This window comes from Moorena sp. SIO4G3 (genome assembly GCF_010692305.1).
Lineage (GTDB): Bacteria > Cyanobacteriota > Cyanobacteriia > Cyanobacteriales > Coleofasciculaceae > Moorena > Moorena producens_A.
The window spans coordinates 1-25544 of sequence record NZ_JAAHIG010000104.1 but is presented as its reverse complement, the minus strand read 5'-3'; the positions used below and the strand labels follow the sequence as shown (position 1 = coordinate 25544).

27 protein-coding genes and 1 pseudogene are annotated in these 25544 nt (G+C 43.3%); 20 read left to right on the top strand and 8 right to left on the bottom strand.

Translation table 11 applies throughout. From position 1 onward, the window contains the following. Nucleotides 1-191: 191 nt before the first annotated feature. Together F6J99_RS19420 and F6J99_RS19415 are read right to left on the bottom strand one after the other, a co-directional pair. Nucleotides 192-2159, bottom strand: a complete 1968-nt coding sequence (locus tag F6J99_RS19420; RefSeq protein ID WP_293114436.1) for an ATP-binding protein — start codon at nucleotides 2157-2159, stop codon at nucleotides 192-194. 413 nt (nucleotides 2160-2572) lie between these two features. Further along, entirely contained in the window at nucleotides 2573-2794 is a 222-nt protein-coding gene (locus F6J99_RS19415; protein WP_070395041.1) for a DUF3134 domain-containing protein, read from the bottom strand. A 73-nt stretch (nucleotides 2795-2867) separates the two neighbouring features. Here F6J99_RS19415 and F6J99_RS19410 point away from each other — a divergent pair, with 73 nt between their 5' ends. After that, nucleotides 2868-3452: a PAP/fibrillin family protein gene (locus tag F6J99_RS19410; RefSeq protein ID WP_293114434.1), complete on the top strand. Its 585-nt coding sequence runs from the start codon at nucleotides 2868-2870 to the stop codon at nucleotides 3450-3452. Nucleotides 3453-3639: 187 nt separating this feature from the next. Here F6J99_RS19410 and F6J99_RS19405 read toward each other — a convergent pair whose 3' ends face one another. Further along, on the bottom strand, nucleotides 3640-4638 hold the full coding sequence (locus tag F6J99_RS19405; protein ID WP_293114432.1) for a PRC-barrel domain-containing protein: 999 nt from the start codon (nucleotides 4636-4638) through the stop codon (nucleotides 3640-3642). 300 nt (nucleotides 4639-4938) lie between these two features. Further along, nucleotides 4939-8958 carry a chromosome segregation protein SMC gene (gene smc / locus F6J99_RS19400; protein ID WP_293114430.1) on the bottom strand — a complete coding sequence of 1340 codons (4020 nt, stop codon included), beginning with the start codon at nucleotides 8956-8958 and terminating at the stop codon, nucleotides 4939-4941. 317 nt (nucleotides 8959-9275) lie between these two features. Here smc and coaD point away from each other — a divergent pair, with 317 nt between their 5' ends. From coaD to F6J99_RS19380, 4 genes are all read left to right on the top strand, one after another. Further along, entirely contained in the window at nucleotides 9276-9830 is a 555-nt protein-coding gene (coaD, locus tag F6J99_RS19395; RefSeq protein WP_070395045.1) for a pantetheine-phosphate adenylyltransferase, read from the top strand. Next, the gene (locus F6J99_RS19390; RefSeq protein WP_293114428.1) at nucleotides 9737-10483 is read left to right on the top strand and encodes an ATP synthase F0 subunit B; all 747 of its coding nucleotides are present in this window, start codon (nucleotides 9737-9739) and stop codon (nucleotides 10481-10483) included. The genes coaD and F6J99_RS19390 overlap by 94 nt, the downstream gene beginning before the upstream one ends. A 239-nt stretch (nucleotides 10484-10722) precedes the next feature. After that, complete coding sequence (locus tag F6J99_RS19385) at nucleotides 10723-10890, top strand: hypothetical protein (RefSeq protein ID WP_293114426.1); 168 nt, start codon at nucleotides 10723-10725, stop codon at nucleotides 10888-10890. Nucleotides 10891-11103: 213 nt separating this feature from the next. Next, nucleotides 11104-12648 (top strand): NAD(P)/FAD-dependent oxidoreductase, encoded by a 1545-nt coding sequence (locus F6J99_RS19380; RefSeq protein WP_293114424.1) that lies wholly within the window; start codon nucleotides 11104-11106, stop codon nucleotides 12646-12648. A 102-nt stretch (nucleotides 12649-12750) separates the two neighbouring features. Here F6J99_RS19380 and F6J99_RS19375 read toward each other — a convergent pair whose 3' ends face one another. Further along, complete coding sequence (locus F6J99_RS19375; RefSeq protein ID WP_293114422.1) at nucleotides 12751-12930, bottom strand: YlcI/YnfO family protein; 180 nt, start codon at nucleotides 12928-12930, stop codon at nucleotides 12751-12753. A 243-nt stretch (nucleotides 12931-13173) separates the two neighbouring features. Here F6J99_RS19375 and F6J99_RS19370 point away from each other — a divergent pair, with 243 nt between their 5' ends. The 5 genes from F6J99_RS19370 (at nucleotide 13174) to F6J99_RS19350 (ending at nucleotide 17343) form a co-directional block, all read left to right on the top strand. After that, nucleotides 13174-13851 (top strand): Uma2 family endonuclease, encoded by a 678-nt coding sequence (locus F6J99_RS19370; protein ID WP_293114420.1) that lies wholly within the window; start codon nucleotides 13174-13176, stop codon nucleotides 13849-13851. A 418-nt stretch (nucleotides 13852-14269) separates the two neighbouring features. Beyond that, nucleotides 14270-15760, top strand: a complete 1491-nt coding sequence (locus F6J99_RS19365; protein ID WP_293114418.1) for an IS66 family transposase — start codon at nucleotides 14270-14272, stop codon at nucleotides 15758-15760. Between the two features lie 453 nt (nucleotides 15761-16213). After that, the gene (locus F6J99_RS19360; protein WP_293114416.1) at nucleotides 16214-16630 is read left to right on the top strand and encodes a XisH family protein; all 417 of its coding nucleotides are present in this window, start codon (nucleotides 16214-16216) and stop codon (nucleotides 16628-16630) included. Then, on the top strand, nucleotides 16618-16953 hold the full coding sequence (locus tag F6J99_RS19355; RefSeq protein ID WP_293114414.1) for a XisI protein: 336 nt from the start codon (nucleotides 16618-16620) through the stop codon (nucleotides 16951-16953). The genes F6J99_RS19360 and F6J99_RS19355 overlap by 13 nt, the downstream gene beginning before the upstream one ends. A 219-nt stretch (nucleotides 16954-17172) precedes the next feature. Next, nucleotides 17173-17343: a hypothetical protein gene (locus F6J99_RS19350; protein ID WP_293114412.1), complete on the top strand. Its 171-nt coding sequence runs from the start codon at nucleotides 17173-17175 to the stop codon at nucleotides 17341-17343. Nucleotides 17344-17578: 235 nt separating this feature from the next. Here F6J99_RS19350 and F6J99_RS19345 read toward each other — a convergent pair whose 3' ends face one another. Next, a complete protein-coding gene (locus F6J99_RS19345) occupies nucleotides 17579-17815 on the bottom strand; it encodes a hypothetical protein (RefSeq protein WP_293114410.1) in 237 nt (78 codons plus the stop codon). Nucleotides 17816-17992: 177 nt separating this feature from the next. Between F6J99_RS19345 and F6J99_RS19340 the strand changes: the two genes are divergently transcribed. Then, the gene (locus F6J99_RS19340) at nucleotides 17993-19042 is read left to right on the top strand and encodes an Rpn family recombination-promoting nuclease/putative transposase (protein ID WP_293114408.1); all 1050 of its coding nucleotides are present in this window, start codon (nucleotides 17993-17995) and stop codon (nucleotides 19040-19042) included. A gap of 142 nt (nucleotides 19043-19184) precedes the next feature. Then, nucleotides 19185-19811, top strand: coding sequence for a type I restriction endonuclease (locus tag F6J99_RS19335; RefSeq protein WP_293114406.1), 627 nt, complete (start codon nucleotides 19185-19187; stop codon nucleotides 19809-19811). Nucleotides 19812-19835: 24 nt separating this feature from the next. Here F6J99_RS19335 and F6J99_RS19330 read toward each other — a convergent pair whose 3' ends face one another. Then, nucleotides 19836-19979 (bottom strand): hypothetical protein, encoded by a 144-nt coding sequence (locus F6J99_RS19330; protein ID WP_293114404.1) that lies wholly within the window; start codon nucleotides 19977-19979, stop codon nucleotides 19836-19838. A 161-nt stretch (nucleotides 19980-20140) separates the two neighbouring features. On the opposite strand from F6J99_RS19330, the gene F6J99_RS19325 reads away from it, so the two are divergent. The 8 genes from F6J99_RS19325 (at nucleotide 20141) to F6J99_RS19290 (ending at nucleotide 25046) form a co-directional block, all read left to right on the top strand. After that, on the top strand, nucleotides 20141-20788 hold the full coding sequence (locus tag F6J99_RS19325; protein WP_293114402.1) for a Uma2 family endonuclease: 648 nt from the start codon (nucleotides 20141-20143) through the stop codon (nucleotides 20786-20788). A 305-nt stretch (nucleotides 20789-21093) separates the two neighbouring features. After that, nucleotides 21094-21255, top strand: coding sequence for a hypothetical protein (locus F6J99_RS19320; protein ID WP_293114400.1), 162 nt, complete (start codon nucleotides 21094-21096; stop codon nucleotides 21253-21255). Nucleotides 21256-21277: 22 nt separating this feature from the next. After that, nucleotides 21278-21613 (top strand): XisI protein, encoded by a 336-nt coding sequence (locus F6J99_RS19315; protein ID WP_293114398.1) that lies wholly within the window; start codon nucleotides 21278-21280, stop codon nucleotides 21611-21613. A 135-nt stretch (nucleotides 21614-21748) separates the two neighbouring features. Continuing rightward, nucleotides 21749-22102, top strand: coding sequence for a Uma2 family endonuclease (locus F6J99_RS19310; RefSeq protein ID WP_293114396.1), 354 nt, complete (start codon nucleotides 21749-21751; stop codon nucleotides 22100-22102). A 250-nt stretch (nucleotides 22103-22352) separates the two neighbouring features. Further along, nucleotides 22353-23579: a transposase gene (locus tag F6J99_RS19305; protein ID WP_293114394.1), complete on the top strand. Its 1227-nt coding sequence runs from the start codon at nucleotides 22353-22355 to the stop codon at nucleotides 23577-23579. Nucleotides 23580-23600: 21 nt separating this feature from the next. Then, nucleotides 23601-23840 carry a Uma2 family endonuclease gene (locus F6J99_RS19300; RefSeq protein ID WP_293114392.1) on the top strand — a complete coding sequence of 80 codons (240 nt, stop codon included), beginning with the start codon at nucleotides 23601-23603 and terminating at the stop codon, nucleotides 23838-23840. A 60-nt stretch (nucleotides 23841-23900) separates the two neighbouring features. Continuing rightward, nucleotides 23901-24182 (top strand): hypothetical protein, encoded by a 282-nt coding sequence (locus tag F6J99_RS19295; RefSeq protein WP_293114390.1) that lies wholly within the window; start codon nucleotides 23901-23903, stop codon nucleotides 24180-24182. A 123-nt stretch (nucleotides 24183-24305) separates the two neighbouring features. Further along, the gene (locus F6J99_RS19290) at nucleotides 24306-25046 is read left to right on the top strand and encodes a sulfotransferase family protein (RefSeq protein ID WP_293114388.1); all 741 of its coding nucleotides are present in this window, start codon (nucleotides 24306-24308) and stop codon (nucleotides 25044-25046) included. 242 nt (nucleotides 25047-25288) lie between these two features. Here F6J99_RS19290 and F6J99_RS19285 read toward each other — a convergent pair. Next, nucleotides 25289-25544, bottom strand: a pseudogene (locus F6J99_RS19285) (cephalosporin hydroxylase); the annotation flags it as partial.

The following is a 25544-nucleotide window of genomic DNA, read 5'->3' as shown; positions in this document are numbered from 1 at the left end:
CGACTGACAGCATAATTGATTGATCTTCATCGGTATGTTATCAGAGTTCCATATTGAGGTCACTTTGATAGTTTACGCGAGTTTCTGGCCCCCCTAATTTTCTCTCATCACAATGAATTAGCCCTGCTCCTGGGAGGGGTTAGGGGTGGGTTACGATTCCCGATTCCCGATTCCCGATTCCCCACTTCTGCCTATAACCTAAAATCCCGTGGATTAATTAGTATGTCTAACTTGCGAAACTCGGTCTGTGCGGCTGTCAATACCAATTCCATGGTTACTGGGGTACCTGCCTTGGCTGCCAAAAAAGCTGCATTGAGAGCAATATTATTAATACTACCACCGCTAAAATTAAATCGCCCCAAACGGTCATAATCTAATTCTTCTAAAGGTGTTTCCTCTGGAAAAACTTTCTGCCACATCAGCTTACGGTACAACGGACCAGGGAAAGGAAAGTTAATGATAAACCGCAGTCGCCTTAGAAATGCTTGATCTAGAGCACTCTTCCTATTGGTTGCCAAAATTGCCAATCCCCGATAGGACTCTATCCGCTGTAATAGATAATTAATTTCTATATTGGCATAGCGGTCATGACTGTCTTTTACCTCACTACGTTTCCCAAATAGAGCATCTGCTTCATCGAAAAATAAAATTGCACCACCATCTTCCGCAGCATCAAATACACGTCGCAGGTTTTTCTCTGTTTCGCCGATATATTTACTTACCACTGCTGACAGATCAATGCGGTAAAGATTTAGTTGTAAATTATTAGCAATTACTTCCGCTGCCATCGTTTTTCCAGTACCACTTTCCCCAGCAAACAAGGCACTGATACCCATGCCCCGATTCATCCGTCGTTCAAATCCCCAATTTTCATAGACTTGGCGACGTTGGTTAACTTGGTCAGCAATTTGATGCAGTAAGCCCATTTCTTCTGTAGGTAAAACTAGATCATCCCAAGTCGCTTTGGTATCGATCCGAGTCGCCAGGTTATCCAATTGCGGACGAGTGCTAACTAAACAAGCATGCCAAAGACAAGTATGGAATTCGACCCTATCTGTTACCTTTTCATCCAGTGCTAACCGGGCATTCTGCTCAATAGTTGATAGGTTAAGATTAAACTGACTCGCTAAAAGGGAGGGACTTTCTGTTAAGCCAGCATCACCAAGAAAGTTGCTCCAAGCTGCTTGTTGTTCTGGGGGGGTAGGTTTGGTAATATCAACGGTGACACTGGCTCTAGTTAACTGCGATCGCGCTTCCTGGGTATCGAGGAACAACAAACCGTGGTACCGTGATAAAAAGCGGTGGAGTGGTGAAGCGGAACCAGTAGTTGCGGAGTTTTCCTGTTCCTGGGCATCGAGGTAAAGCACCACTGGCATCAGAATACTTTGCCTCTCCCACAATCGCAAGAAAGTTTCCAATTCTGCCGCTGGGGTCGGTAGTAACCCAGAGGGTAAGCGATACAGTTGCTTTCCCAGAGCGCTAGCGGTATGACCAGCAATTAGCTCCTTACTCGGACTATCTGTACCCAATAACTGAATGATGGGTAAATGGGGTGCAGAGCTTGCTTGTTTGAGGTTGTTGATAATTTTTTTAACAATAGTTTCCTGAGAAGGAGGTAGGTTACCTGTGGGGGGTTCCACGGTCATTACTAAGGTTGCCAGTCGGTCATCTAAGTAATTTAAGCCTTTGAGGTAATTGACAATTCGCTCATCTGCTCGCAAGGCACTAGTAATTAAAGGTTGATTTCCGACCTGGTTAATTTCAATCAATCGCCATTTACGCAGGGGACGTACCGGAGAAACTACATCCCATATCGGGTCGTCAAACAGGGAAAGCGCTAAAGCAAAGGTGGCATAGGGACATTGTCCATCGTTTTGAGCCAAAGCACATAAACCAGCAATGCGGGTATCGAGTTCTATCCCCGCACACAACAGCAACACCCCTTGTTCAAAAGGGGAAAGTCCAAACCGCCGACTTAAATTCACCAAAGCCGGGTATGGCTCTATGGCTGCAACGGTTTCCATTGCCCCATAAGCCTGCTCTATGTCTGTATCTATGACTTCCTTTCCAGCCAGCTGTTGTAAACGCAGACGCAGCCAATCCAGTGCCTTGGCTAAGTAGTTCTCATTACGTTCTAACCAGTAGTCTCCCCGACTCATAATAGCAATCTAAGAGCTGAATTACTTATATAGCATGACTGAAAATTTATTACTTTTGGAATTTATGTTATTATATAATATTTTGATAAATTGTTCGGGACTGAGAAACTCTTTTCCCCAGGTGGCATCGAAATCAGTAGTAGGCTTGGACCACTAGAGACATCAATGAAAGGATAGATGCCATTAAAGTAGAGTTACCAATAATAGTAAACATCGGCTCAGTAAATTCATGGCTAATGAATTAATTAGTTGCTCAAAACGGTGTGGTTTTTTGCTATAATTTGATTTATAAAACAGAATTTCAGAAATGATTCAGCAACGGTTACATTGTGAATCATTTCTGATTACCATTCGGTTCCAATTCGGCTAAAATTATTCGCTAAAACTAGACTATTTGGTAAAACTAGTTAGTGTTAATTCAAACTTTCTTCCTCCTCCTCGTAGCTATTGTCCTCTACCCCCATCAGTTCAGAGATTTCTACGTCATCACCTAGGGGATTTTCTTCCTCTACAATCTCCCGTGGGATCAGGCGATTATTAGACTCTAACCAATCTAAAAGGGAAGTTTCTTGCTTAAGGGGAATGACCTCAGCGAGTTGATCACGATGTAGTTCACGTAGAGCAGGATTGTACATAGGCGTCTTCAGCTAATATGGACGAGGTGAAAACCTTTAACTTTGAGTCTAGCAGTCAGCTAGAGGAAATTTTATGATTGGCAAGGCGGAACTCTTAGAAGCGATCGCAGGAAAGAATCGTGGTCTATTAGCAAGCAAAACCGATAAAACAGCAATACTCGCAGCAGTTACCCAACTGGAAGGGAGAAACCCCACCCCTCGACCCCTTGAGGCACCAGACTTGCTAGATGGTAACTGGCGTCTGCTATATACTACGAGTCAAGAACTTTTGAATCTTGACGGATTTCCCTTGGTACAACTGGGTCAAATCTACCAATGTGTTCGTACCTCAGATACTAAAATTTACAACATAGCTGAATTATCTGGTATTCCCTATCTCGAAGGTGTTGTCAGTGTTTGTGCTAGTTTCGAGCCAGTATCTCAATGCCGGGTTAATGTTAGGTTCGAGAGGTCTATCATTGGTCTACAAAGCTTGCTGAGCTATAGCTCTGCCAATGATTTCATTGAGCAAATAGAAGCTGGCAAAAAGTTCCCAGCTATTGACTTTCCCATCAATAGGGACAACCAACAGGGTTGGTTAGAGATCACTTATCTTGACAATGACCTGCGCATTGGACGGGGGAATCAGGGGAGTTTGTTTGTGTTAACCAAGAAATAAGTAGGGAGTAGGGAGTAGGGAGTAGGGAGTAGGGAGTAGGGGTTGGGAAAATTGACTGTACCTCATAACTATGATCAAGGCTATATCTGTTCCCTAACCCTCAACAAACAACTGTCAACAAACAACTGTCAACAAACAACTGTCAACAAACAACTGTCAACAAACAACTGTCAACAGTTATCATGTATTAGTAACCAGCCTCTTCTTCGTATTCTGGAGCTTTCTTTTTCTCAGGAATGTTGACTCGCGGTGCTTTGTAAGGCTCTGGGGAGCGGTCATCATCCCAGGCATCACCCTCGACTTCGTACTTGTCATAGTCCTGGGTGTTAGTTTTACCATAAGAAGGCTCAGGTGAGCTATAGACTGGCTGCTCGTAGCGCACTGGTTGAGGGGAATCTTCCCGTTCATCGCTCCAGTTATCTTCTTCTAATCTGGCTTCGACATACTTCTTCGGGACTGGTGCTTCTCGTCTGATCGGCTCTAGTTCTGGCTCTTGCCAATCGTCATCCCAGGCATCTTGAGCTCGGTTGGCATTCTCTACTGTCTGAGAGATCGGAGTACGTATTGGAATCCCGGTTCCCAGTTGATTTTCTGGTCTAGCCGTTGGAGTATAGTAGGGGTCTTCTGTGTCCTTTTCCCAAGGGGGTCTGCCAACCCCCATACGTTCTAATACCCCGACGGTTAACTGGACCAGATGCTCTTGAGCTTCCTCAAATACAATTAATCGGTCTGGACCACTGCTGACAATTTCATCAATGGGTAGCTCATAAGTACTAATAACCTGGTCGGGTATTTGGGGCAACCCTATCGATGCAATGATTAGGGCGGAAACGGTGCCATCTTCTACATTGAACTTGAAGCCTCTAACCCGACCTAAGAGTTCACCGGTTTCGGTGATCACTTCGCTGTTAATCAGGGTACTATAGGCATCGACATCAATATCTTCGATAACGTCTTGATCATCTACCAGGATGACATCACCAAATTGTCGAATGCTGCTCAGGAGCATGTACTTTGGCATACCGGCTACTGCCAGGAGGTTGTCTCGCAGACCCAGTGCCACAACCTGGCGTCTGTCTATATCTACCAAGAGCTCCTTGACGACTCCGAGGCGTTTGCCATTGTCACGGGTAATTACCTGAGTATTTAAGATATCGGAGCGTGGACGAATTTGTTCCGTTGTCATTATATCTCGCTTTTCCTGAGCTATACTCCTGATGGATTAAAAATAAATAATACGTGAGCATTAATTACGTGAGCATTCAGCTATCAGCTTTCAGCTAAGGTAATGCCACCCTGAGGTTAATCAACAGACTACAGAGGTTATATATAACCTCTGAACATCGGTTTTTTTTCCTACATAACCCCCTTCGGACGAGGGGTTCGTGGGTCGGTTCTCTCCAAAATCAATCATGAATAGCTTATAGCTGATCAGCCTTGGGCTTAATGCTTACAATAATACTGGATTTGATCAATGGGATTTTATCTAGTTAACCGTACTTTTGGGTGATAGTTTTAAACCCAATACTTGAGTGTATGCTCCCCTGGCTTGGGTAACACCAATGGTGCGTTGAGCAGACTCAATCATAGGACGGCGTAAGCTCACTACAATAAATTGCGCAAGTTTAGCCTGTTGTTTGATCATTTTAGCTAATCGCTGGACATTTGCCCCGTCCAAAAACATATCGACTTCATCAAAAGCATAAAATGGCGAGGGACGGTAGCGTTGTAGGGCAAAGATAAAGCTAAGGGCTGTGAGGGATTTTTCTCCTCCTGACATAGATGCTAGCCGCCGCACCGGTTTACCTTTGGGGTGTGCCACCAGGTTTAGTCCACCGCTAAAGGGGTCCTCTGGATCATCGAGTTGTAAATAACCATCCCCATCGGACAGTTCAGCAAAGATGGCTTGGAAATTTTCATTGACGGCATCAAAGGCTTCTTTGAAAGCACGGTATCTCAAGGTGGTAAAGTTTTCTATCCTTAACAACAGTTCAGTACGTTCACCAGCTATGGTTTCGAGTTTCTCAGACAGTTCTTGGAGGCGAGCTTGAGTTCGGTCATATTCTTCTAAGGCCAGCATATTCACGGGTTCCATAGCCTGTAGACGTTTCTGTCCGTTGCGCAGTTCCTTTTGTAGTTGTTCTAGTTGAGCAGCTAGGGAGTCAAGGGCAATTCCCTCTGAGCTTTTTTTATCACTAGAGGGGGAATTTTTTTTGACAATTGGAGGTATTTCTGGTATTGGGTCTGGTAATTCAGCAGCTTGGTCTTGGAGTTGAGTTTGGAGACTAGCAAGTTTTTCTACTCTAGCAGACTGGGTTTCTTGAAGTTTTTGCTGTTGCCAAGAGGTTTCTTGGTGTTGTTGGCGCAGTTTTTGTAGGTGTTGCTCGGTGCGATCGCGTTTTTGTTTCTCTTGCCCTAATTTTTCCTCTAACTGCCTTAAGGCAACGGTCGTTTCGGTAATTTGCTTGGTGAGTGTTTCTAACTGAGTGTTAATTGCTGATTGCTGCTGTTGCCAAGATTCGATTTGGGTTTGATAGTCTGCTATTTTGCGGTGGCCTTCGGTCAGTTGATCCCTCAGGCGCTGTTGCTGATTCTCCTTCTGTTGTAGCTGTTTCTCGGTATTTCTCAAGGCTTGTTCACACTCGCGCAACTGAGCTTCTTGGGTTTTAATGATGTTCTGAATCTGTTGCCACTCGTTATGAGTTTGAGACTCCTCCAGTTGAGCCAGTTGTTGCCGTAAGTCGGCAAGTTTGGATTCTTGTTGGGGTAACTCTATCGCTATGGTCTCTAGCCGTTGAGTAGCGGCGGAGAGTTCTTGGTTGTTTTTAGCCAGAAGCGTACGCATTTGGGCTTGATTGGTCTGAGATTGCTCAATCTCCCTTTTTAACTGTTCCAAACGTAATTTGGTTTCCGAGTGTTTTGCCCTAGTTTCTGTCAATTCCTGGGTAATTTGTTTGACCGAGGCAGATTCGGTAGTAATCAATCCCTCGCAATGGTTTAGAATCTGTTCAATTTCCCCTAACCGGGTTCGCAAGGTACGGATTTCAGAGGACTCCATGGTGTCACTGGTACCAAAGTGCAATCCCGAACGGTGACTGGTGCTACCACCAGTCATGGCACCGCTTATTTCCAAGATTTCCCCATCTAGGGTAACAATGCGGTGTTTGCCCAAGTAGGTACGGGCATCATTGAGAGTTTCAAAGACTACTGTAGACCCAAACACGTAGGCAAAGACTTTTTGGTAACGGGGGTCGCAATCAATTAGCCTAATGGCGTAGTCAACAAAGCCCTTAGCATACCGTAGCACAACCGTTTCGGTAAATGGCCTGGGCTGGATTTTGGTCAGAGGTAAGAAGGTGGCTCTGCCAGCGCGTTTTTGTTTGAGGAGTTCGATCCCAGCCGCTGCTACACTATCATCTTCTACCACTAAATTACCGAGGCGTGCGCCAGCGGCAATTTCTAGGGCTAGCTGATAGCGGGGTTCCACTCTACCCAATTGGGCGACTAATCCACAGACTCCCATTATACTACTTTCTAGGATAACTTTAGTAGCATAAGTCCCTTGGGCTTCTTGTTGAGCTTGGGCTTGGGCTTCTAGTTTATCGAGTTGCCGTTGTTTTTGCCGTTGTTCCCCGAGTAGGCGAGTTTGGGTTTGTTGTTGGAGTTGTAGTTGTTGTTCGGTATTCCCTAAGGATTGGGCGAGGGACTGGACTTGTTGGGAATAAGTGGTTAATTGAGTTTCTAATGCCACAGCTTGGGTTTGCTTGGTGGCGATTTCTGGTTCTAAGGTTTGCAGTTGCTGGGTTTGGTCTTGGATTTGCCGATTTAGCTGATTCTGACGCTCTTGGAGTTGAGCTTGCTCCGTGCGTTGGGGGTTGATGGTTTTGAGTAGGGTGTCGATCTCCTTGGTGAGGGTGGTTTGTTGTTGTACCCAGGCATCACTAGCGGCTGCGATCGCATTGGCTTGTTCTCGGCTTTGGTTGAGAGCAGCTTGAGCCTCATCCCGTGCCACTTGTAAGGAGGTTTTAGACAAGGTCTCTAGATCCTTTTTTTCTGCGATCAACTGTTCCAGGGTTTGCTCGACTTGTTGAATTGTCTCTTGTGTACCTTGGAGATTAACAGCGGCATTTTGTAGGTTATCAGTTAGTTCCTGCTGTCGGGTTTGTAGTTGACGTTGTTCAGCTTGTTGAGTGGCAAGGGTGGATGCGATCGCAATTTGTTCTTCTTCTCCTAAGGCTTTGACCCGAGCATTGAGTTGGTCAAGTTCAGTGGTAGTTTGGTTAATTTGTTCCTCAATGCTAGTAATCTGAGCAATAAGCTGGGCTTTTTTTGTATTAGCAGCATCAATTTGCTGTTGGACTTGGGATACTTGCTTCTGGAGCAATCGCCATTTTAGAACAATTTCCCACTGTTGCTTTTGTTGGAGTTCAGCACGGAGTTTTTGATATTTCTCAGCTTTAGCACGGTCAGCAGCTAAGCGATCGCGTTGAGCCGTCAGTTCTTGTTCAATAATTCGGCAACGTTCTTCTCGCTCTTTGACAGTGGCGAGGGTTTGTTTCGTTTGGGTAATTTTGCGGTCAAAAGCAGCAACTCCCGCTAATTCGTCAATAATCTCCCGCCTTTCTCGGGATTTCATTGAAATAATGCTAGTAACGTCTCCTTGCTGAACAACATTATAACCTTCTGGGTAAACCCGCAGGCGATTAAGTTGTTCATGAAGTACAGTAACAGTAGAAGGTTCACCATTGATGTAGTACTGGGAACTGTAATTACCTTGTTTAGTGACTCGCAGCCGTCGGGTCACACTCCATTCTAGATCAGTTGCAGGTTGGTCAGGAGTTGAAGGTTGGTCAGGGGTTGACGGTTGGTCAGGGGTTGACGGTTGGTCAGGGGTTGACGGTTGTTCGCGTAGCGTGGCCTTTTGGCCAAGGTTATTGGGTTGAAGGTTATTGGGTTGAAGGTTATTGGGTTGAAGGTTATTAGGTTGAAGGTTATTGGGTTGAAGGTTATTGGGTTGAAGGTTATTGGGTTGAAGGTTATCTGGTTGAAGGTTATCTGGTTGAAGGTTATTGGGTTGAAGGTTATTTTCTGAACCTTGGCCTTTTGGCCACGCTTTCGGCAAAGCCGACGCTGCGCGAACGCGAACAACCTGTAACTTGCTAACCTGTAACGGTTCGTCTAACTTGCTAGCCTGTAACGGTTCCTCCAACTCTGTAACCTGTAACTCGTCATAGTTATTGAAGTCAGATAAGTCAAAGGTAACTGTGACACTGGCTTCGACAGTGCCTCGATGTTCTTTATTGTGGTTAACTAAATCAGGAAGGCGTTCAGCTCGCATTCCTTTGGAACTGGCGATACCAAGACAAAATAGAAGAGCATCAAGGATGTTGGATTTGCCTGACCCGTTTGGCCCAGAAATTACGGTAAATCCTTCCAGTAGCGGTATTTTTGTAGTGCCGCCGAAGGATTTGAACCGCGAGAGTTCCACTCGCTTGATGTGTACCATAGGCGTTTCATCGGTTGAGGTTAACCGGGTCGTCACACAGAGTGTGCGTAGTGAACACATTGCTGATCAGCGTAGCATGGGCAATAGGCAGATGGCGCAACGGATGGGTTAAAAGATATAAATGTGTTAACAGATGGCATGGACGGGGGGACGGAGGTGGGACAGTGTGGGGCTGCAATTAAAATGCTCTATACTATATCAAAAAAAACTAATCACCAATGAGTTAAGAAACTCATTGTTTACTAATAGTTCAGTATGTCATCGCCGTGAAACAAGCTATATAATCACTCCTTGAACCCATTGGTAATACTTGCGTCGTGATTGCAATCTATCCAGGTAGCTTCGATCCCATTACCCTAGGACACCTTGACATCATCCAGCGTGGCTGTAGACTCTTTGATAAGGTGATTGTGACGGTGCTGCGCAATCCCACTAAATCTCCCTTGTTCACAGTGCTTGAGCGAGTCGAGCAGATTAAACTTTGCACCCAACACTTACCTAATGTAGAAGTGGACAGTTTCACCGGTTTAACTGTGGAATATGCCAAACTGAAGAAAGCTCAAGTACTGTTGCGAGGGTTAAGGGTGCTTTCTGACTTTGAGAAGGAACTCCAGATGGCTCATACCAATCATACCCTCTGGGATGAAATCGAAACGGTTTTTCTCGCCACCTCTAACGAATATAGTTTCTTGAGTAGTAGCGTAGTCAAAGAGATTGCCAAATTTGGCGGCTCCGTCGATCATCTTGTCCCCCAACAGGTTGCCTTAGATATATACCGATGTTACGCCAAGAATCATCCCGGTACGACCCACCCGAGCCAAACAAACCCCCAAACCAGACTGAATCCTTTAATCCTGGATCAGGAGACATAGATATTCAGGGGCAATTTAACTATATCGAGGACATAATCTTCGATAGCCCCCACATCCCTTTTACCAGGCGCACCCTGATTGATGAAGAACTGTTGCTGGCTCAACTCGACTTGGTGCGGGAAAATTTGCCCTTGGCTTTTCAACAAGCTACTAGAATAATTGAAGAACACGATGCAATTATCCAGCAAGCTGAACAGTACGCTCAAGAAATCATTGAGACAGCTCAGCGGCGTGCTGAAATGATCTTAGATGAACTAGGTATTATTCAGCAAGCAGAACACGAAGCCCAACAAATCAGCCAACAAGTTCAAAAAGAGTGTGAGGCGATGCACAAGCAAACGGTATCGGAGCTTGAGCAGATGCGCCGCAAAGCCCAGCAGGAACTGGAGCAAATGCGCCAAATGACCCTAGCTGAGTGTGAGGAAATTCAAAATGGGGCAGATGCCTACGCTGACGGAGTGCTCTACAATATTGAGCAGCACCTCAGTGACATGCTTAGAGTAATTCGCAACGGACGTCAGCAACTCAATGGTTCTGTCAAACCCCAAAACTCTGGCAAGAAAGACAATGGTAAGAAAGATAATGGTAAGAAAGACAATGGTAAGGGGGGTTCACGCTCACCTAAAATCCCATCGAAGTCAAAAAAAGGATGAACGAAGAATTAAGGATTAAGGATTAAGAATTAAATAAGAACTATTTCAGTTATCAGTTGTTAAACCTATTGGTTGTTAAAGGTTTTTAAAGAGCTGGCGGCAACATAAACCATGCACGGAGGAGCCGGTGATGGTGATCGTGTCACGTCCGGTTTTAAAGCCAAGTCTGGGGAGTTATAGGGCTACGCCGAAGGCAAGAGGCAAGAGGCAAGAGGCAAAAGTTTACTAAAACAGCTTAGGTGCGCTTTGATCTATGTCTTACACCCAAAAAATGTGATGCTCTCAAAGAGCCGCTACGCGATTGGCCTACGGCCACGCTAAAAGCGATTGACCGTAGGTCACGCTACGCGATTGGCCGTAGGCCACGCTACGCGAACGCATTTGTGAGGGAAAATGAGTCTAACTGAGATCTTGCACCATTGTCATTGTCTTGATGCAGTCGCTCATGGGGGAAACCCCCGCATGAAGGCGCTGCATCGCTAATCCTAGGGTGGGCAGTGCCTACCAACGCGCTTTGCAAGCTTCATTATCTGTCTGGTGCACTGCCCACCCTACATGAACCAAGCTTATTGAGAATGGTGCAAGATGTGAGTTTAAGAGCTAATTTAGAATAACCCTCGATGTTTAACCCTTACCGCCATACACAAGAGTTAGAGCGACCTTTTTCCTTTGAGCGCCTGTATCGTCATCCTGGTTCCCTTAGTCCCTACGATCAAGGTGGTACTCGCAAACGAATTGGGATTATCGGTGGAGGAATTGCTGGACTTGTTAGTGCTTACGAACTCAGTCAACTCAACCATCAAGTTACTGTATTAGAGGCTGATTCTCGCCTCGGAGGAAGAATTAAGACTCATTATTTTAGTGATGGCACTTATGGGGAATTAGGCGCAATGCGAATTCCTACTAGTCATGGCTGCACATTACACTATATAGATAAGTTTAATTTACCAAAAAGACCTTTTATTAATTACAATCCCGCCGCTTTTTATTATCTACGGGGTAAGAAAACTCGTTTAGATAGTTACCAAGAGTTGTTTGGTGTTTACAAGTTAACCCCTGATGAGCAACAAGACCCAGGGGAACTTTACGACCAGTTATTGGAAGAATTAATCGATTCTTTGACTGAAAAAGAGAAATGGGAGTTATTTGCACCCACTTTCACCAGTGATCAAGTTAGAAAATGGGATACCCTAACGGTTACCGACTATTTTCGCAGTCATCTTTCTCCCGATGCTTTTGAGTTACTGGGTCATGCTACTGGAGCAATTCATTACGACAAAGTCTCTCTGTTAAATGGTTTAATTGACTTCTTTGCTTGGCATCGAGTAGAACAATATGAGCTAATCGGAGGACTGGAAACGTTAATTAAGGCTTTGGTTAAAAGCATATCAGGCATAATCCAGACTGAAGCCAGAGTAACAACGATAGAAATGACCGATAGAGGGGTTCGGCTGGTCTGGAATAAGCTGGATAAGCAACAAATCGCCGAATTTGACTATATTATCTGTACTATTCCTGCTACTGCTCTGGCTCAGATTAATTTTGAGCCTAGTTTACCTAGCCAACAACGGGAAGCGATTAACAATTTGGGGTATTGCAGTGCCAGCAAAACCCTATTACACTGTACGGCTCGTCCTTGGGAATTTGCCGATCATGTCTATGGGGGTGGTAGCTTTACGGATTTAAATTTCGAAAAGTGTTGGTATCCTTCTGATAATGCTCAATTAGACTCAACAACCCTTTCTCAACCTCAGTTTATTGCTAAAGATAAGGATATTTCTTATCAGCCATCAGTATTAACTGCTGCTTATCGCTGGGAAGATAATTCCAGAAAATTTAGGACTTTAGAGGAAACAGCTAAAACCGATTTAACCTTCGACGAAGTTTCCCAACTGCATCCTGATATTAAAGACTATACTGATGAGATTATTCATAGTATTTGGGATGAAGATAATCAGTCTGGTTCTGGTTCTTATGCCTATTTTGCTCCAGGGGATCGGGAGAACTATCAACCATTACTCGGTCAAGCTTATCCAGTAGATAATCCTCGTGTTTTCTTTGCAGGGGAACACTTGGCAATTAATCATGCTTCAGTTCAAGGAGCGGTGCAAACTGCTGTTTCAGCAGTTATTGATCTTCTGGAAAGTTCTATTTTTGAGATTTAATCGATTCTATTTATTTTCCTGGCTTCTCACGCACTACCTAAACTAGATAAAGGCAAAAACACCAATAAGGGATGCTCTTTGGTTCCTTCAAACCCGTATCGCTCATAATAAGCCAGATGTTAAATCTTTATTAATCACTTTTTGGGCTTCTTTAAGGGCAGCCTGAACCATAAATTGATTTAAGGTTGCCCCGGTTAAATCCCCAGCCTTTTGTAAAGTATCTTTGACCGATGCAGGAAGCCTAGCTGTCACACGAGTATCATTAGGAGTGGTACTTGCCATCTGAATTTATTCCTCAATTTCTTTAACTATAGCAATTCTCTGTCTTGATGCAGTCGCTCATGGGGGAAACCCCCAAGACCGCGCTGCATCGCTATCCCATGAGGTACCAAGGGATCCCCCTAAATCCCCCTTAAAAAGGGGGACTTTGAGGTTGATCAGCGTACCTGGTAAATGCCATAAACACTATATAACAGAATGGTGTCATTTTGTCACCATAAATTTCAGCTTCAAGAAGAACGATCTATGACTCAAGCCAAAGCCGAAGCAAAATTATACAGCTTTGATGAATTTATCAGCTGGTATCCCGAAAACTCAGCAGTCCGTTACGAACTATATGATGGAGTAATTATCGAAATGCCCAAGCCAAAGGGGAAACATTCAAATCTAACTGGTTCCCTGATCGAGCAACTATTGATAGTTATCAGGCAGATAGGCAAAGGAGGCATTTGGACTATTCCTAGAGAGTCAATTGTTAAACCAAAACGGGAAAACTCAGGTTATGAACCAGACATTATTGTTTTGAACCAAGACGTTATGGGGGCAGAATCTCGCTGGGAAAGCGAATCAATTATTCAAAATCCTGATTCCGTAAAATTAATCGTCGAAGTTGTTTCAACTAATTGGCGTGACGATTACTACAATAAACTTAAGGTGCGACCCGTGGCGAATTTAATTCGCCAACGGAAAGCGCACCTAAGAGATTATGAAGAGATGGGGATCGAAGAATATTGGATTATCGATTATGCCGCATTGGGGGCGAGAAAGTTTATCGGCAACCCCAAGCAACCCACATTTTTTGTTTGTCATTTAGTTGACGGCGAATATCAGATGATGCCCTTTACGGGAAATACTCCCATTGTTTCCCCGACTTTTCCCCAGTTTAAGTTATCCGCACAGCATATTTTTAACCTGGCTTTGTAGGAAAACGTTAGCCAGCGGCATTCATCTAAAGCTATTTTGTGTGACCACTATCGACTATAAGAGTGATATTATGTCCGGATAATTAGTGATAAAACACCTTCTTTCTTGAAACCTTACTTCTTTACTTCTGCCTTCTGCCATTCCCCTCTTGGGATGGGTTAGGGGTGGGTGCCCTCTGCCTTCGATTCGACTAGAGTGTAAGTATTCAACTGGACATGATATCAGATCATCCCACGGCTAAGCCTTGAGCTTACCAACCTCACAATTGGGCATTTCTGCCCCAGTCAAAACCCTTTCGGTTATGAGTCTTACTGAGAAGTTAAATCTTTTTCACTTAAAGTAACTGCTCAGTGCAATAAAGATGCTCTATTGACAAGCTGAGAGGTAAAATTGAGCATTTGGGTGTATATTAACAGTTATGACTTCAACTACTACCCTTAATTCCCAGCCAGTTATGAGCGTCGCTGATGGAGAGCTGACGCTAAATGTGATGCTGGTTGAGTGGCTAGTTAAGTTGCAACAACAGCTATCCCTTCAACAGCGCCTGATTGAGGAGCAACAACAACAGCTCAAGGCACAGCAGCAAGAAATTGAACAATTGAAGGAAGAGCGAGATAAGCTCAAAAACCGCTCCTCCCAAAACAGTTCTGTTCCCCCTTCATCGGACTTACTCAAAAAGCCTAGTGACAAAAGCAAAAGGAAAAAAGGCAAAAAACGCGGTCCGAAGTACAATCATCCGGGTAAAACTCGTAATGGATTTGGCGAACCTGACCAAATAATTTCTCTGGAGCTAGAAAATTGTCCGCTCTGTGAGAGTCCAACACAGCAGGTAGAACAAGCTCCGATCAAAATCCAACAAGTAGCAGATATAGTAGAGCAACCAGTAGAAATCAAGGAATATCGTCGCCCCTTGTATCAATGCCCTAATTGTGGATGGTCAGGTTACAGTCCAATGCCATTAGGAATCAAAGAGGGGTTTAGTTATGGAGGTAAACTCTGTAGCGTAGTAGGTTGGTTAGGATATGGAGGCAACCTAACATGGCGTAAACAAGAGTATTTTGTGGAATATGTTTTAGGTGTTCCGATTTCTCAGGGGAGTTTAGCCAAAATGCAACGCTGGTTTCAAGAGAGCTTGGAACCGCTCTATCAACAATGGTTAAGCTACATCCAACAACCAGGAGTTAGGTGTGTTGATGAAACTACTTACTGCATCGATGGCATCAAATATTGGTTGTGGGTAGCGACTTCCGAGACAATCTGTGTGTTAATGTTAGCGCCTACCCGAAGTTCCGCTGAAGCCAAACTGCTATTAGGAGAGGACTTTGACGGAATTCTTAGTAGTGACTGTTTTAGTGCCTATAGTCCAGTGACAGCTTCAGCGAAACAGAAGTGTCTAGCCCATTTGCAACGAGACTTGGAAGCCCTCAAAAGTAGCCGTTTTTCTGATAATCGGCAATTTGCTTCTGATGTAGAGGAAGTGTTAGAGATGGCTCGTGCAGAGCATCGGAATTATCACAATGGGTTATTGAATCGCTGCCAATTAGCTAGTAAACGCTCTGTGCTCGAAGAATTACTCCGAAACATTTTGAACAATCCACCCCAGAAGGGATGGCCATCAGACGCACAACGCTTGGCTAATCGACTAGAGCGACATTGGCACGAGTGGTTCACGTTTGTGAGTTACCCAGAAGTTAAACCGGATAACAATGATGCCGAAAGAGCTTTGCGGCCTATTGTGGTTCATCGAAAAGTCAGTGGTGGGGCTAGAAGTGATTGGGGAGCGCAGTTAGTAGCCCAGATGTTTAGTTTTTTGGAGACGATGCGGTTGCAGGGGAATAACCTGATATTGGCTTTATGTGAACTATTATCCTTAGCTGGTCGAAGTCCTCCTGGATTAAAGATTTCCTAGAATCAAATCCCGACCCCACACTGAAAAAACTGAAGACCAAGAACATAGAGCAGACCTCATTAGTTCTGCTCGACTTACTACATCTTTACAAATTCAACAAATTGAAGTCACGGGAGTTGTCGCGCTCCTGGATGTGGTTTCTGGCGCTATCAAGCACGGGGAAAAGACCGAACTTATTGGTGTGAAAAGTTCTAAGTGAATGGGTTTTGAAGTTCTTTAGTGTTCGCGTATTTAATACGCGAACAAATAATTCCCTGTTTCTGAGCTCTTGCAGTATTAGTCCTACTCACAACTCTCTTCAAAATTGCTCTGATTTCACTGTTTTTCAACAAGACTTCTCTATTGCAGTGAGCAGTTACCACTTAAAAAAGCCTGATGTCGTTGGATAGCTTCTTTTAAGAGTCTAGAAGAAATAACGTGAACTATTGCTAAAATTCAGGAAAAGCATATCATATGTCTGCTAAGGATTATTTTCATGAAGCTGTCAAAGCAGGACTAATTAAGGATGGATGGATTATCACTCACGATCCACTCTACCTGGATTTTGATAACGCTCGTGTTCAAATAGATCTGGCAGGAGAGAAACTAATTGCAGCGGAGCAAGGTCTTGAAAAAATTGCTGTTGAGGTGAAAAGTTTTATCGGTTCTTCTACAATTTATGAATTTTACTTAGCAGTGGGACAATGTTTAAGCTATCGAATTGCCTTAAAAGCGCAACAACCGGAACGTAAACTTTATCTAGCCGTTCCTACCTATACTTACGAAGAATTTTTTCGTCGTCCTTTCGCAAAGCAAACGATTCAAGAATCTAAAATAAACCTATTGGTATATGAGCCAAATCAGGAGGTAATTTTGAAGTGGATAAGTTAATTCAGTATCGTCGTCTGATTCAAGAAACCTTGGAAAAGCATAGTCTGGTTAAGCTAGCCAATGAAGATATCAAAGTCTATAAATTCTTCGATCCTGAGCAAGATCACTACCAAGTATTTCATGCAGGATGGCAAAATTATCGTCGTGTTTTCGGACCTTTGATCCACATTGATATTATTGATGGAAAAATCTGGATTCAACATGATGGCACCGAGTTTGGGGTGGCGAATGAGTTACTTGAATTAGGGATACCGAAACAAGATATTGTCCTAGGGTATCATGCCCCATTTATGCGTCAATATGATGGATTTGCTGTTGGTTAGATTTGTTCTATAGCGGTTTGCGACGGGTGCATCTCATATATGTAAAAAAGTGGCGTAGGGTGTGTTAGGGACGGGCTCGCCAAGACGTAAGCCATAGCAAGTGTTAGGTTGTTGCCCGTAACGCACCACCGCGTCAAATAGCAAAAGTGAGATGCACCCGTTTGCGACTTTGTTAAGTAGATATTTATGGTTTTTTAGGGAACAGGGAACAGGGAACGGGTGCGTCCCTATCTCCCTATCTCCCTATCTCCCTATCTCCCTATCTCCCTATCTCCCTATCTCCCTATCTCCCTATCTCCCTATCTCCCTATCTCTCCACCTCCCCACCAATTACATTTGAGTCCGACGCAAGAAACAGCCCTGGGTTCAGAGGGGATTCCTGCTCCCTAAAAACCAATAATTTGTAGCTCAGTTAATAACAAAATTAGGGAAATTAATTACACATAATTGATTCTAAAAATGGTTATTAAAACTAATTATAAATAAATGTAAAATATTTTTATTAACCCTTGCATTTTTTCGAGGAGTTATCTATACTATAGAAGGTGACGACTGAAACTAATAACCGCGCTGGTCATGGCCGTTAATCATCTCCAGCGCGGTTTTCCTCCCACCTAAATAGGAGCTACTTCCATGATGCCAAAAAAATCACGATCATCAATTCCAGCTTTTCAGCAATCCACCGGATCTCTCTTGGGGATACGGCATTGTCTTGATGCAGTCGCTCATGGGGGAAACCCCCGCATGAAGGGGCATACTGCCCGCCCGGAAATTGAAACGGGCAAGATGCCCGTTCCACCAAGATGCCCGTTCCACCAAGATGCCCGTTCCACCAAGATGCCCGTTCCACCAAGATGCCCATGGCACAAAACTATTAAAATCATCCCGTATTTATGGAACGCCAAAATTTGTCCATCACTTTTTTGAACACCGCTCGCTATATAACTGATTATACTGCAAACCCTCCCAGCCAAAACTGTGACTATAAAAGTCAAGACATTAGCTAATAACTAAACGGTTTAATTAACCCTGTAAAACCATGAAATTCATCAGTCCGAAAACTGACTTTGCTTTCAAGAAAATATTTGGATCAGATCAGAGTAAAGATATTCTGATTTCCTTCCTCAATGCCATGATTTACTCTGGGAATTCGGTCATCCAGGATTTAGAAATTATAGATCCCTACAGTGCAGGAGATGTGGTTGATTTAAAAGACACTTATCTAGATGTTAAGGCAGTATTAGAGGATAAAACGACTGTGATCATTGAAATGCAACTCTGGAATGTGGAAGCTTTCGAGAAGCGAGTCGTTTATAATTTGTGCAAAACCTACGGGAATCAACTTAAATCCGGACAGGGATATTTCGATCTCAATCCGGTCATTGCTTTAACCATCACCGATTTTAAGCTGTTCCCCTCAACAGAGAAAGTCATTAGCAGTTTTTACTTTCAAGAAGAAGAAGACCACTTACCTTATCAAGAAAATGAGTTAGCGATGCAGCGCGGTCTTGGGGGTTTCCCCCATGAGCGACTGCATCAAGACAAGATGGTGTTTGTGGAACTTCCCAAATTTACTAAGCAGCTGGAAGAGTTAGAAAGTGTCGTAGATAAGTGGATCTATTTTATCAAAGATGCTCCCAGCTTAGAAGTTATTCCTGATCAGATGAGGGAAATCCCACAGCTGGAACAAGCTTTAACTATAGCAAATCAAGCTGGCTTGAGTGTAGAAGAATTGGAAAAGATCCGCAAACAGGAGATGTTCTGGGAGGATAGGCGAGGTGCATTGAGTCTAGCGAAAAGGGAAGGACGAGAAGAAGGACGAGAAGAGGGCAGATTAGAAGGACGAGAAGAGGGCAGAGAAGAGGGCAGAGAAGAGGGCAGATTAGAAGGTGAAAGAAGCTTACTATTGCGACAGCTTGAGCGCCGCTTTGGAAAACTAACAAGTAATGCGATTCGGCGAAGCCGACGCTACGCGAACGCATTACTTGAAGCCTTGAATTCCCAAGACCTAGAACGCTTATCAGAAGCAATCTGGGATTTTAATACCAGTGAGGATTTACTCAACTGGCTCCAAGAGCACTCTAACTAACGGTAGCTATGCCTTAGTTGCCTAAAATCAGACTAGACCTCTTGGAAAAATTGGGAATCAAAAGGGATTACTTTTCTATTTCCTATGGACTTAACCTCCTACGTCCCTACTACTTTTTACTGTATTCAACCAATGACTCATTATGGTTCAAACGATTCAAGCTCAAGATCTTAGCCTAGAAGAACTGCAAGAACACTTTGGACTACAACTAACAACCGATAGTCAATTTTTTCCAGATTGGCAAGACAACTTACCATCTTTAACGGATGAGGAAAAACGTTGTCTAGAAAGAGTCCGCAACAACTACTTTAACTTGGTTAATCGCCGCCCTCTCTTAGAAGAGGGTGTAAAAATGGTGGTTCTATCACCGTTACTCGATCTCGCTGGATTCTTTCAACCCCCCTTTTCGATCAGAACTGAAACTTCTGTGGAAATTGCTGCTCAAGACAATCAAGTAATTGTAAGAGGCAGGATAGATGTTTTAGTAGTGCGACAGAGACTTTGGATATTGGTGATCGAATCCAAAAGTACCAAGTTTGATGTGATGGCAGCACTGCCTCAAGCTCTAGCTTATATGCTGGATGGCTCCAACAGTGACAAGCCAAGGTTTGGTTTTTTAGTCAATGGGAGAGAGTTTGTGTTTGTTAAACTCCAACCAGCAGATGTTCCCATCTATGGTCGTTCCTACGCCTTATCTATTGACAGGGAAAATGAACTGGAGCAAGTTTTAGCTGCTCTCAAAGCTATTGGTCAATTGGTATTAAATTAACTGTAAGCATTCAGCTATCAGCTATCAGCTATCAGCTTTTGAATAAGCGATGCAGCGCGGTCTTGGGAAGGCAGCGCGGTCTTGGGGGTCTCCCCCATGAGCGACTGCCGTGGTTTCCACGGGGCTTTCAAGGTGCGGACGCAGGTTCCGCACGCAGCCCCTCCCCATGAGCGACTGCATCAAGAAAACAGGTCAGCATTCGAATAATGCTGAGTTATGTCACAGCGTCGAAGCCTGTGCCAGAAAGCTGACGGCTGACGGCTGACTGCTGAATGCTTACGATTAACTTTTGATGTTTATCCACAATCCGAAATCATAGAAGATTCACGATGGCTGTTACTCTCCTACTCCAACAACTTACCGTTCCCCCAGGCCAAAGACTATTGATTCATAACCTAGAGTGGGCTGAATTTGAGTCTGTTCTGGAAGAACTAGGGGAACATCGCTCTGCCCGTATTGCCTATAGCCACGGAACCTTAGAAATCAGAATGCCTACCCCAGAACAGGAAGTCGATAAAGAACTGCTCGGTGATTTGGTTAAAATTTTGCTTGATGAGTTAGAAATCGACTGCGAGTGCTTTGGTTCCACTACCTTCAAGGGAGAAAATATGGACAGTGGCATTGAACCGGATCAATGCTTCTACATCCAAAACCACGCTAGAATGCGAGGCAAGCGGCGCGTCGATCTCACTATTGACCCACCGCCCGATCTAGCCATTGAAGTGGATGTTACCTCCAAGACTCAACTGGATGTCTATGCCAACTTAGGTGTGCCTGAACTCTGGCGCTATGAAAAAAATAAACTCAGGATTGACCTGTTGCAAGGAGGTGAGTACCGGCAAGTTACCACCAGTCCGACCTTCCCCAGATTACCGATTCGGGATCTGGTAGCAGACGTTTTAGCTCAAAGCCGTGAAACCGGGAGAAGTCCTGCATTACGAGCCTTTCGCCAAAGATTAAAGCAACTGCTTCTATAAATTAATATAGCAATTCTACGACTTGTGAGGTACAAATTTCTGGTTTTTAGGGAGCAGGGAGTAGGGAGCAGGGAGCAGGGAGCAGGTAAGAGGTAAGAGGTAAGAGGTAAGAGGTAAGAGGTAAGAGGGAAGAGGGAAAAAATAATGTGTACCTCATAGCTACGATAAACGCTATAGTTTAGTTTTGGGGGATAAACCGATAGGAATCAGTAATGGAATTGACTTCTAAAACACTACCAAAACTAATTGAATAGCATTTCTAAATAGGTCATGAATAATATTGCTGTGTCTTGATGCAGTCGCTCATGGGGGGAACCCCCAAGACCGCGCTGCATCGCTTTCTCATAACATCAAAAATTATTCGGAGCTCTTTACTACTGTTACCTGCTCCCTGCTCCCTGCTCCCTGCTCCCTGCTCCCTGCTCCCTTTTACCATCAATCTTATGTTTACATTTTTAAAAAAATGATCAATCAAGAGGTTATTAAACAATGGAAAAACTAGAACACTATAGAGAATTAGTCAAAAAAATAATCAATGAATACGGGCAATATAAGCCTAGATATGGAGATATTGAAGTCCAAAAAATCTTTGATGTTCAAGGAGATCACTATCAACTGATGAACGTGGGTTGGCATGGCAATCGGCGTTTAAGAGGCTGTGTTCTCCAAATTGACCTTAAAAACGACAAAATTTGGATACAACATGATGGCACAGAAATTGGCGTTGCGAATGAATTAGTAGAATGGGGTGTTCCCCCTGAAGATATTGTCTTAGCTTACCATGCTCCTTATAAACGCCAATATACTGGATTTGCTGTTGATTGATTAAATATAGCAATTCTATTTTCCATGAGGTAAAAAGGGATCCCCCTAAATCCCCCTTAATAAGGGGGACTTTGAGGTTTATAATTGTACCTCATAAATGCAATAATCGCTATAAATAAATAAGAGATTTTAACAATGCCTAGTTTAACAGTAAAAGACTTAGAAAAACTGCAAGCTGAACATCCTGATTATCAGATGGAACTAGTGGGTGGAGAAATTATTGTTATGAGTCCTTCAGGTATAGAATCAGATGAAGTAGCTGCTGCTATTGTTACCCAGTTATCAAACTGGGTACGACCTCGTAGACTAGGCAGGGTAACTGCTTCTAGTGGTGGTTTTCGTTTACCTAACGAAGATGGGGATGTCCGTGCTCCCGATGCTTCTTTTATCCTAGCCGAACGCTTACCTCGCACTACAGAAGGTTACGCGGAGTTAGCTTCATCCGCGAGAAGCCCCACATCTCAATGCTACGCCATGAGTGTGGGATGAATCGCGGACAGGATATGCATGGATTGGCCTACGGCCTCCGCTACGCAAACAGGGAAACGAGCTATCAAACTCCTAATCAACTCAGATGAGTTCATTCCTCTGTGATTGGCTTCTTGTTCCAGTTATTTTTTTTTCAAAATCGGTAATAATAATTTTTAATTGTTTATTATTAAATTAGTATATATCCATTGCTATATGACCGGACGTTAAGTATAATATTACTAGGTCGATAAACAAGAGTAAATGTCAAATGAGAATCGCGTATCAGTACCGGTTAAAACCGACAAAATATCAGCAAACTAAGATAGATAACTGGCTATCGATGCTGTGTGCTCAATACAATTACTTGTTGGCTGACCGGTTTTATTGGTACGAACAAAATCGCTGCTCAATCAATGCTTGTCCTCTTGTCTGCCATCTTCCCGAATTAAGGGACAATCCAGATTACTACTCCCAGAAAAAGACTTTACCCAATCTCAAGAAGACTCATCCTTGGTATAAAGAGATTCACTCTCAGGTACTCCAAGATGTAGTTAAGAGAGTAAAACTAGCTTTTGACAGGTTTATTAAAGGAGATAGTAACGGCAGGCGAAGCGGAAGACCTAGGTTTAAAAAATGGCACCGCTACCGTACCTTTACTTACCCTCAAATGAAAGAAGGGTGCCTAGAAGGTCATCTAATTAACCTCCCCAAAATAGGTAAGGTCAAGGTTGTACTGCATCGCCCTATTCCTGATGGGTTTAAGATCAAGACCGCTTCGATCACCAAAAAGTGTGATGGCTATTACTTGGTATTATCTCTAGAAGATAATACCGTCCCCGAGGTTAATCCCGATATTAACCCTGATTCAATAGTTGGCATTGATGTTGGTCTTAAAGAGTTTTTGACAACTTCTGAAGGGGAAACAATAGAGATTCCCCAATACTACCGAAAGTCGCAAAAAAGGCTAAAAGTTATTCAAAAACGGGTATCCCGACGGAAAAAGGGAGGTAGTAACAGACTCAAAGCTATCAAGCAACTTGGGTTACAGCACAAAAAAGTAGCTGATAAAAGGAAAGATTTCCATTTTAAGACAGCTAATTATTTGTTATCAAAATACGATGTAGTCGCTCACGAAAAGCTAAATGTCAAAGGACTTGTCTTATCCAGATTGGCTAAATCTGTGTTGGACGCCGGGTGGTCAAGCTTTCTGAAAATCCTAAAAAGCAAAGCCGAGAATGCTGGCTTATTGGCGGTTCCAGTAAGTTCCCAGAATACTTCACAGAATTGTTCCAATTGTGGCAAGAAAGTTCCGAAAAAACTGCACGTAAGGTGGCACGATTGTCCCCATTGTGGATGTAGCCTAGATCGAGACCATAATGCAGCTATCAATATCAAAAAAAGAGCGGAAGGGCAGTCCGTTCTTAAAGCCCAGCGCCTCCTAAGCGATGGCCGGATTGGCTGGGAAGCCTACACTGAACCTGTAAGGTCAGTGTAGGAGCTGTCACTTCCTGACTTGATGTTTGAAGTTAAATCTAGAACTGATAGTTTGGCTAAATTACGCCGGAAGATCCAGCAATTTCTGGAATTGGGAACTAAAATTGGGGTGTTAGTGGATCCGAGAACTCGCACCATGGAGGTTTATCGCCTTAATCGAGATAAGGTTGTGCTGGGGGATAGGGATGTGCTGCAAGTGCCAGAATTACTTCCTGGTTGGGAATTGCCTGTGCTGGAAGTGTGGGCACCTGAGTTTGATTGAGAAGACTGTTTATTCTTCTCAAGTATTAGATTAAGTTTGAATGTTTGAAAGGGATTGAATATGATTATAACCAATGTAAAAATTAGTCAAACTTCTCAAGACATTTTGATAAAAGCGGCGGCAAAAAAACGAATGTCTGTAGAGGAGCTGGCTTCAGAACTATTAAATGAAGCTATTCAAAATAAGCTTTCCGAAATTGTCACTATTGGTGAAGTCAAAAAGGAATATTATTCTAATCCATTGGCAAACAAGCAACCCTACGCATACTATGCTGATCCTGAAGAGCCAGCTATCCCTCTAGAAGACTGGGATATAGAGAATAGTTATGAAGAAGTTTTATGATTGTTCTGGACACTCATATTTTTGTTTGGTGGAATCAGAACGATCCTAAAGTGACGTACTCCTTATAAACTGTCCTTTGGTAACAGAGGCATTGACTCTAACATCTACTCTTGAGATCTAGCGATGAAAAAAATTTTGGTATTATGGACAACTTTTCGATCAACATCCACCGCTTTTAAAATGATGATGCAAGCAAGGGGAGACTTTATTGTTCTTCATGAACCCTTTAGCCTATACTATTACGGTAGCGAGGAAAGGAAATCTGATCGCTGTGCAAAAGCTGAGATTAATCCAGCTTATAATTTTCAACCCCTATTCCAAGACCTAATCAATAAGGCTCAAAGCCAACCTGTCTTTATTAAAGATATGGCTTTATATATTTACGATCGAGCCGATGAAGCTTTTTTATCCCACTTTAACCACACTTTCCTTATTCGCCATCCTGCCAAAAGCCTTCCTTCTCTATTTGCCGGTTGGCCTGACTTCCACTTAAGTGAAACTGGGTATGCAGAACTTTACCAATTGTTTGAAGTCACCAAAGCCTTTCTGGGACAAGTCCCCCCCGTCATTGACTCAGATGACTTGGTACAAAAACCAGAGGCCACGATTAAAGCTTACTGTGATACTGTAGGAATTCCGTTTATGCCCCAAGCGTTAAAATGGGATCCTAAGATATGCTCTAAAATATGGACTCTTCCATGGGAAGGAGATTGGCACACTTACTTACAATCGAGTCGGGAATTTAAAGAAAGGGACAGAAAAAATTACGTTAGTGTTGAAAACAATGAACACTTGAAGCAGACCTATGACTACTGTTTACCTTATTACCAAAGACTTTATGAACATCGACTGCGGATTGAATAACCACTTTTAACTACAGACTTTAAGCAATGAAAAGAGTAGTTTTTATCCTTCGTAGGGGAAATGGGTAGTGGTGCATTGTAATGATATCGGTAACGGTATGGTGAGGGTTTCAGCCCCCACCCACCATCACTATGCAGGACTACCTAATCTTCTAAGTCATCAATAGAAACTTTACACTTAAACCTGTTTTTTTGCAAATCGTTTATTATTTCGTTTATTCTAGATTTGTTAATCATTGTTATTTACATCCTTTTTAACATCGAATTCCAATTCTTCGAGCCGTTATAACCAAACAAATCTTGGTAGTAAGTATCAATTAAGTACTCATTTTTGTGCTGCATCAGCCATTTTTTTAGTAAATCAAGCTTACCTTTCATCCGTTCAATAAATTCTTGATCTTCCCAATCTGACCAAGCCTCCCATAAAGCTTTATTTGTGTCTTCAATAATTAAATAATCTCCATTTTGTAAACCATTATTATGAAAATAATCCAGGATA

Excerpts from the sequence above, each read along its gene's own strand:
- F6J99_RS19420 (WP_293114436.1), bottom strand. The coding sequence starts at position 2,159 with ATGAGTCGGGGAGACTACTGGTTAGAACGTAATGAGAACTACTTAGCC.
- F6J99_RS19415 (WP_070395041.1), bottom strand. The coding sequence starts at position 2,794 with ATGTACAATCCTGCTCTACGTGAACTACATCGTGATCAACTCGCTGAG.
- F6J99_RS19410 (WP_293114434.1), top strand. The coding sequence starts at position 2,868 with ATGATTGGCAAGGCGGAACTCTTAGAAGCGATCGCAGGAAAGAATCGT.
- F6J99_RS19405 (WP_293114432.1), bottom strand. The coding sequence starts at position 4,638 with ATGACAACGGAACAAATTCGTCCACGCTCCGATATCTTAAATACTCAG.
- smc (WP_293114430.1), bottom strand. The coding sequence starts at position 8,958 with ATGGTACACATCAAGCGAGTGGAACTCTCGCGGTTCAAATCCTTCGGC.
- F6J99_RS19390 (WP_293114428.1), top strand. The coding sequence starts at position 9,737 with ATGTTACGCCAAGAATCATCCCGGTACGACCCACCCGAGCCAAACAAA.
- F6J99_RS19380 (WP_293114424.1), top strand. The coding sequence starts at position 11,104 with ATGTTTAACCCTTACCGCCATACACAAGAGTTAGAGCGACCTTTTTCC.
- F6J99_RS19375 (WP_293114422.1), bottom strand. The coding sequence starts at position 12,930 with ATGGCAAGTACCACTCCTAATGATACTCGTGTGACAGCTAGGCTTCCT.
- F6J99_RS19370 (WP_293114420.1), top strand. The coding sequence starts at position 13,174 with ATGACTCAAGCCAAAGCCGAAGCAAAATTATACAGCTTTGATGAATTT.
- F6J99_RS19365 (WP_293114418.1), top strand. The coding sequence starts at position 14,270 with ATGACTTCAACTACTACCCTTAATTCCCAGCCAGTTATGAGCGTCGCT.
- F6J99_RS19360 (WP_293114416.1), top strand. The coding sequence starts at position 16,214 with ATGTCTGCTAAGGATTATTTTCATGAAGCTGTCAAAGCAGGACTAATT.
- F6J99_RS19345 (WP_293114410.1), bottom strand. The coding sequence starts at position 17,815 with ATGGGCATCTTGGTGGAACGGGCATCTTGGTGGAACGGGCATCTTGGT.
- F6J99_RS19340 (WP_293114408.1), top strand. The coding sequence starts at position 17,993 with ATGAAATTCATCAGTCCGAAAACTGACTTTGCTTTCAAGAAAATATTT.
- F6J99_RS19335 (WP_293114406.1), top strand. The coding sequence starts at position 19,185 with ATGGTTCAAACGATTCAAGCTCAAGATCTTAGCCTAGAAGAACTGCAA.
- F6J99_RS19330 (WP_293114404.1), bottom strand. The coding sequence starts at position 19,979 with ATGGGGAGGGGCTGCGTGCGGAACCTGCGTCCGCACCTTGAAAGCCCC.
- F6J99_RS19325 (WP_293114402.1), top strand. The coding sequence starts at position 20,141 with ATGGCTGTTACTCTCCTACTCCAACAACTTACCGTTCCCCCAGGCCAA.
- F6J99_RS19320 (WP_293114400.1), top strand. The coding sequence starts at position 21,094 with ATGGGGGGAACCCCCAAGACCGCGCTGCATCGCTTTCTCATAACATCA.
- F6J99_RS19315 (WP_293114398.1), top strand. The coding sequence starts at position 21,278 with ATGGAAAAACTAGAACACTATAGAGAATTAGTCAAAAAAATAATCAAT.
- F6J99_RS19310 (WP_293114396.1), top strand. The coding sequence starts at position 21,749 with ATGCCTAGTTTAACAGTAAAAGACTTAGAAAAACTGCAAGCTGAACAT.
- F6J99_RS19305 (WP_293114394.1), top strand. The coding sequence starts at position 22,353 with ATGAGAATCGCGTATCAGTACCGGTTAAAACCGACAAAATATCAGCAA.
- F6J99_RS19300 (WP_293114392.1), top strand. The coding sequence starts at position 23,601 with ATGTTTGAAGTTAAATCTAGAACTGATAGTTTGGCTAAATTACGCCGG.
- F6J99_RS19295 (WP_293114390.1), top strand. The coding sequence starts at position 23,901 with ATGATTATAACCAATGTAAAAATTAGTCAAACTTCTCAAGACATTTTG.
- F6J99_RS19290 (WP_293114388.1), top strand. The coding sequence starts at position 24,306 with ATGAAAAAAATTTTGGTATTATGGACAACTTTTCGATCAACATCCACC.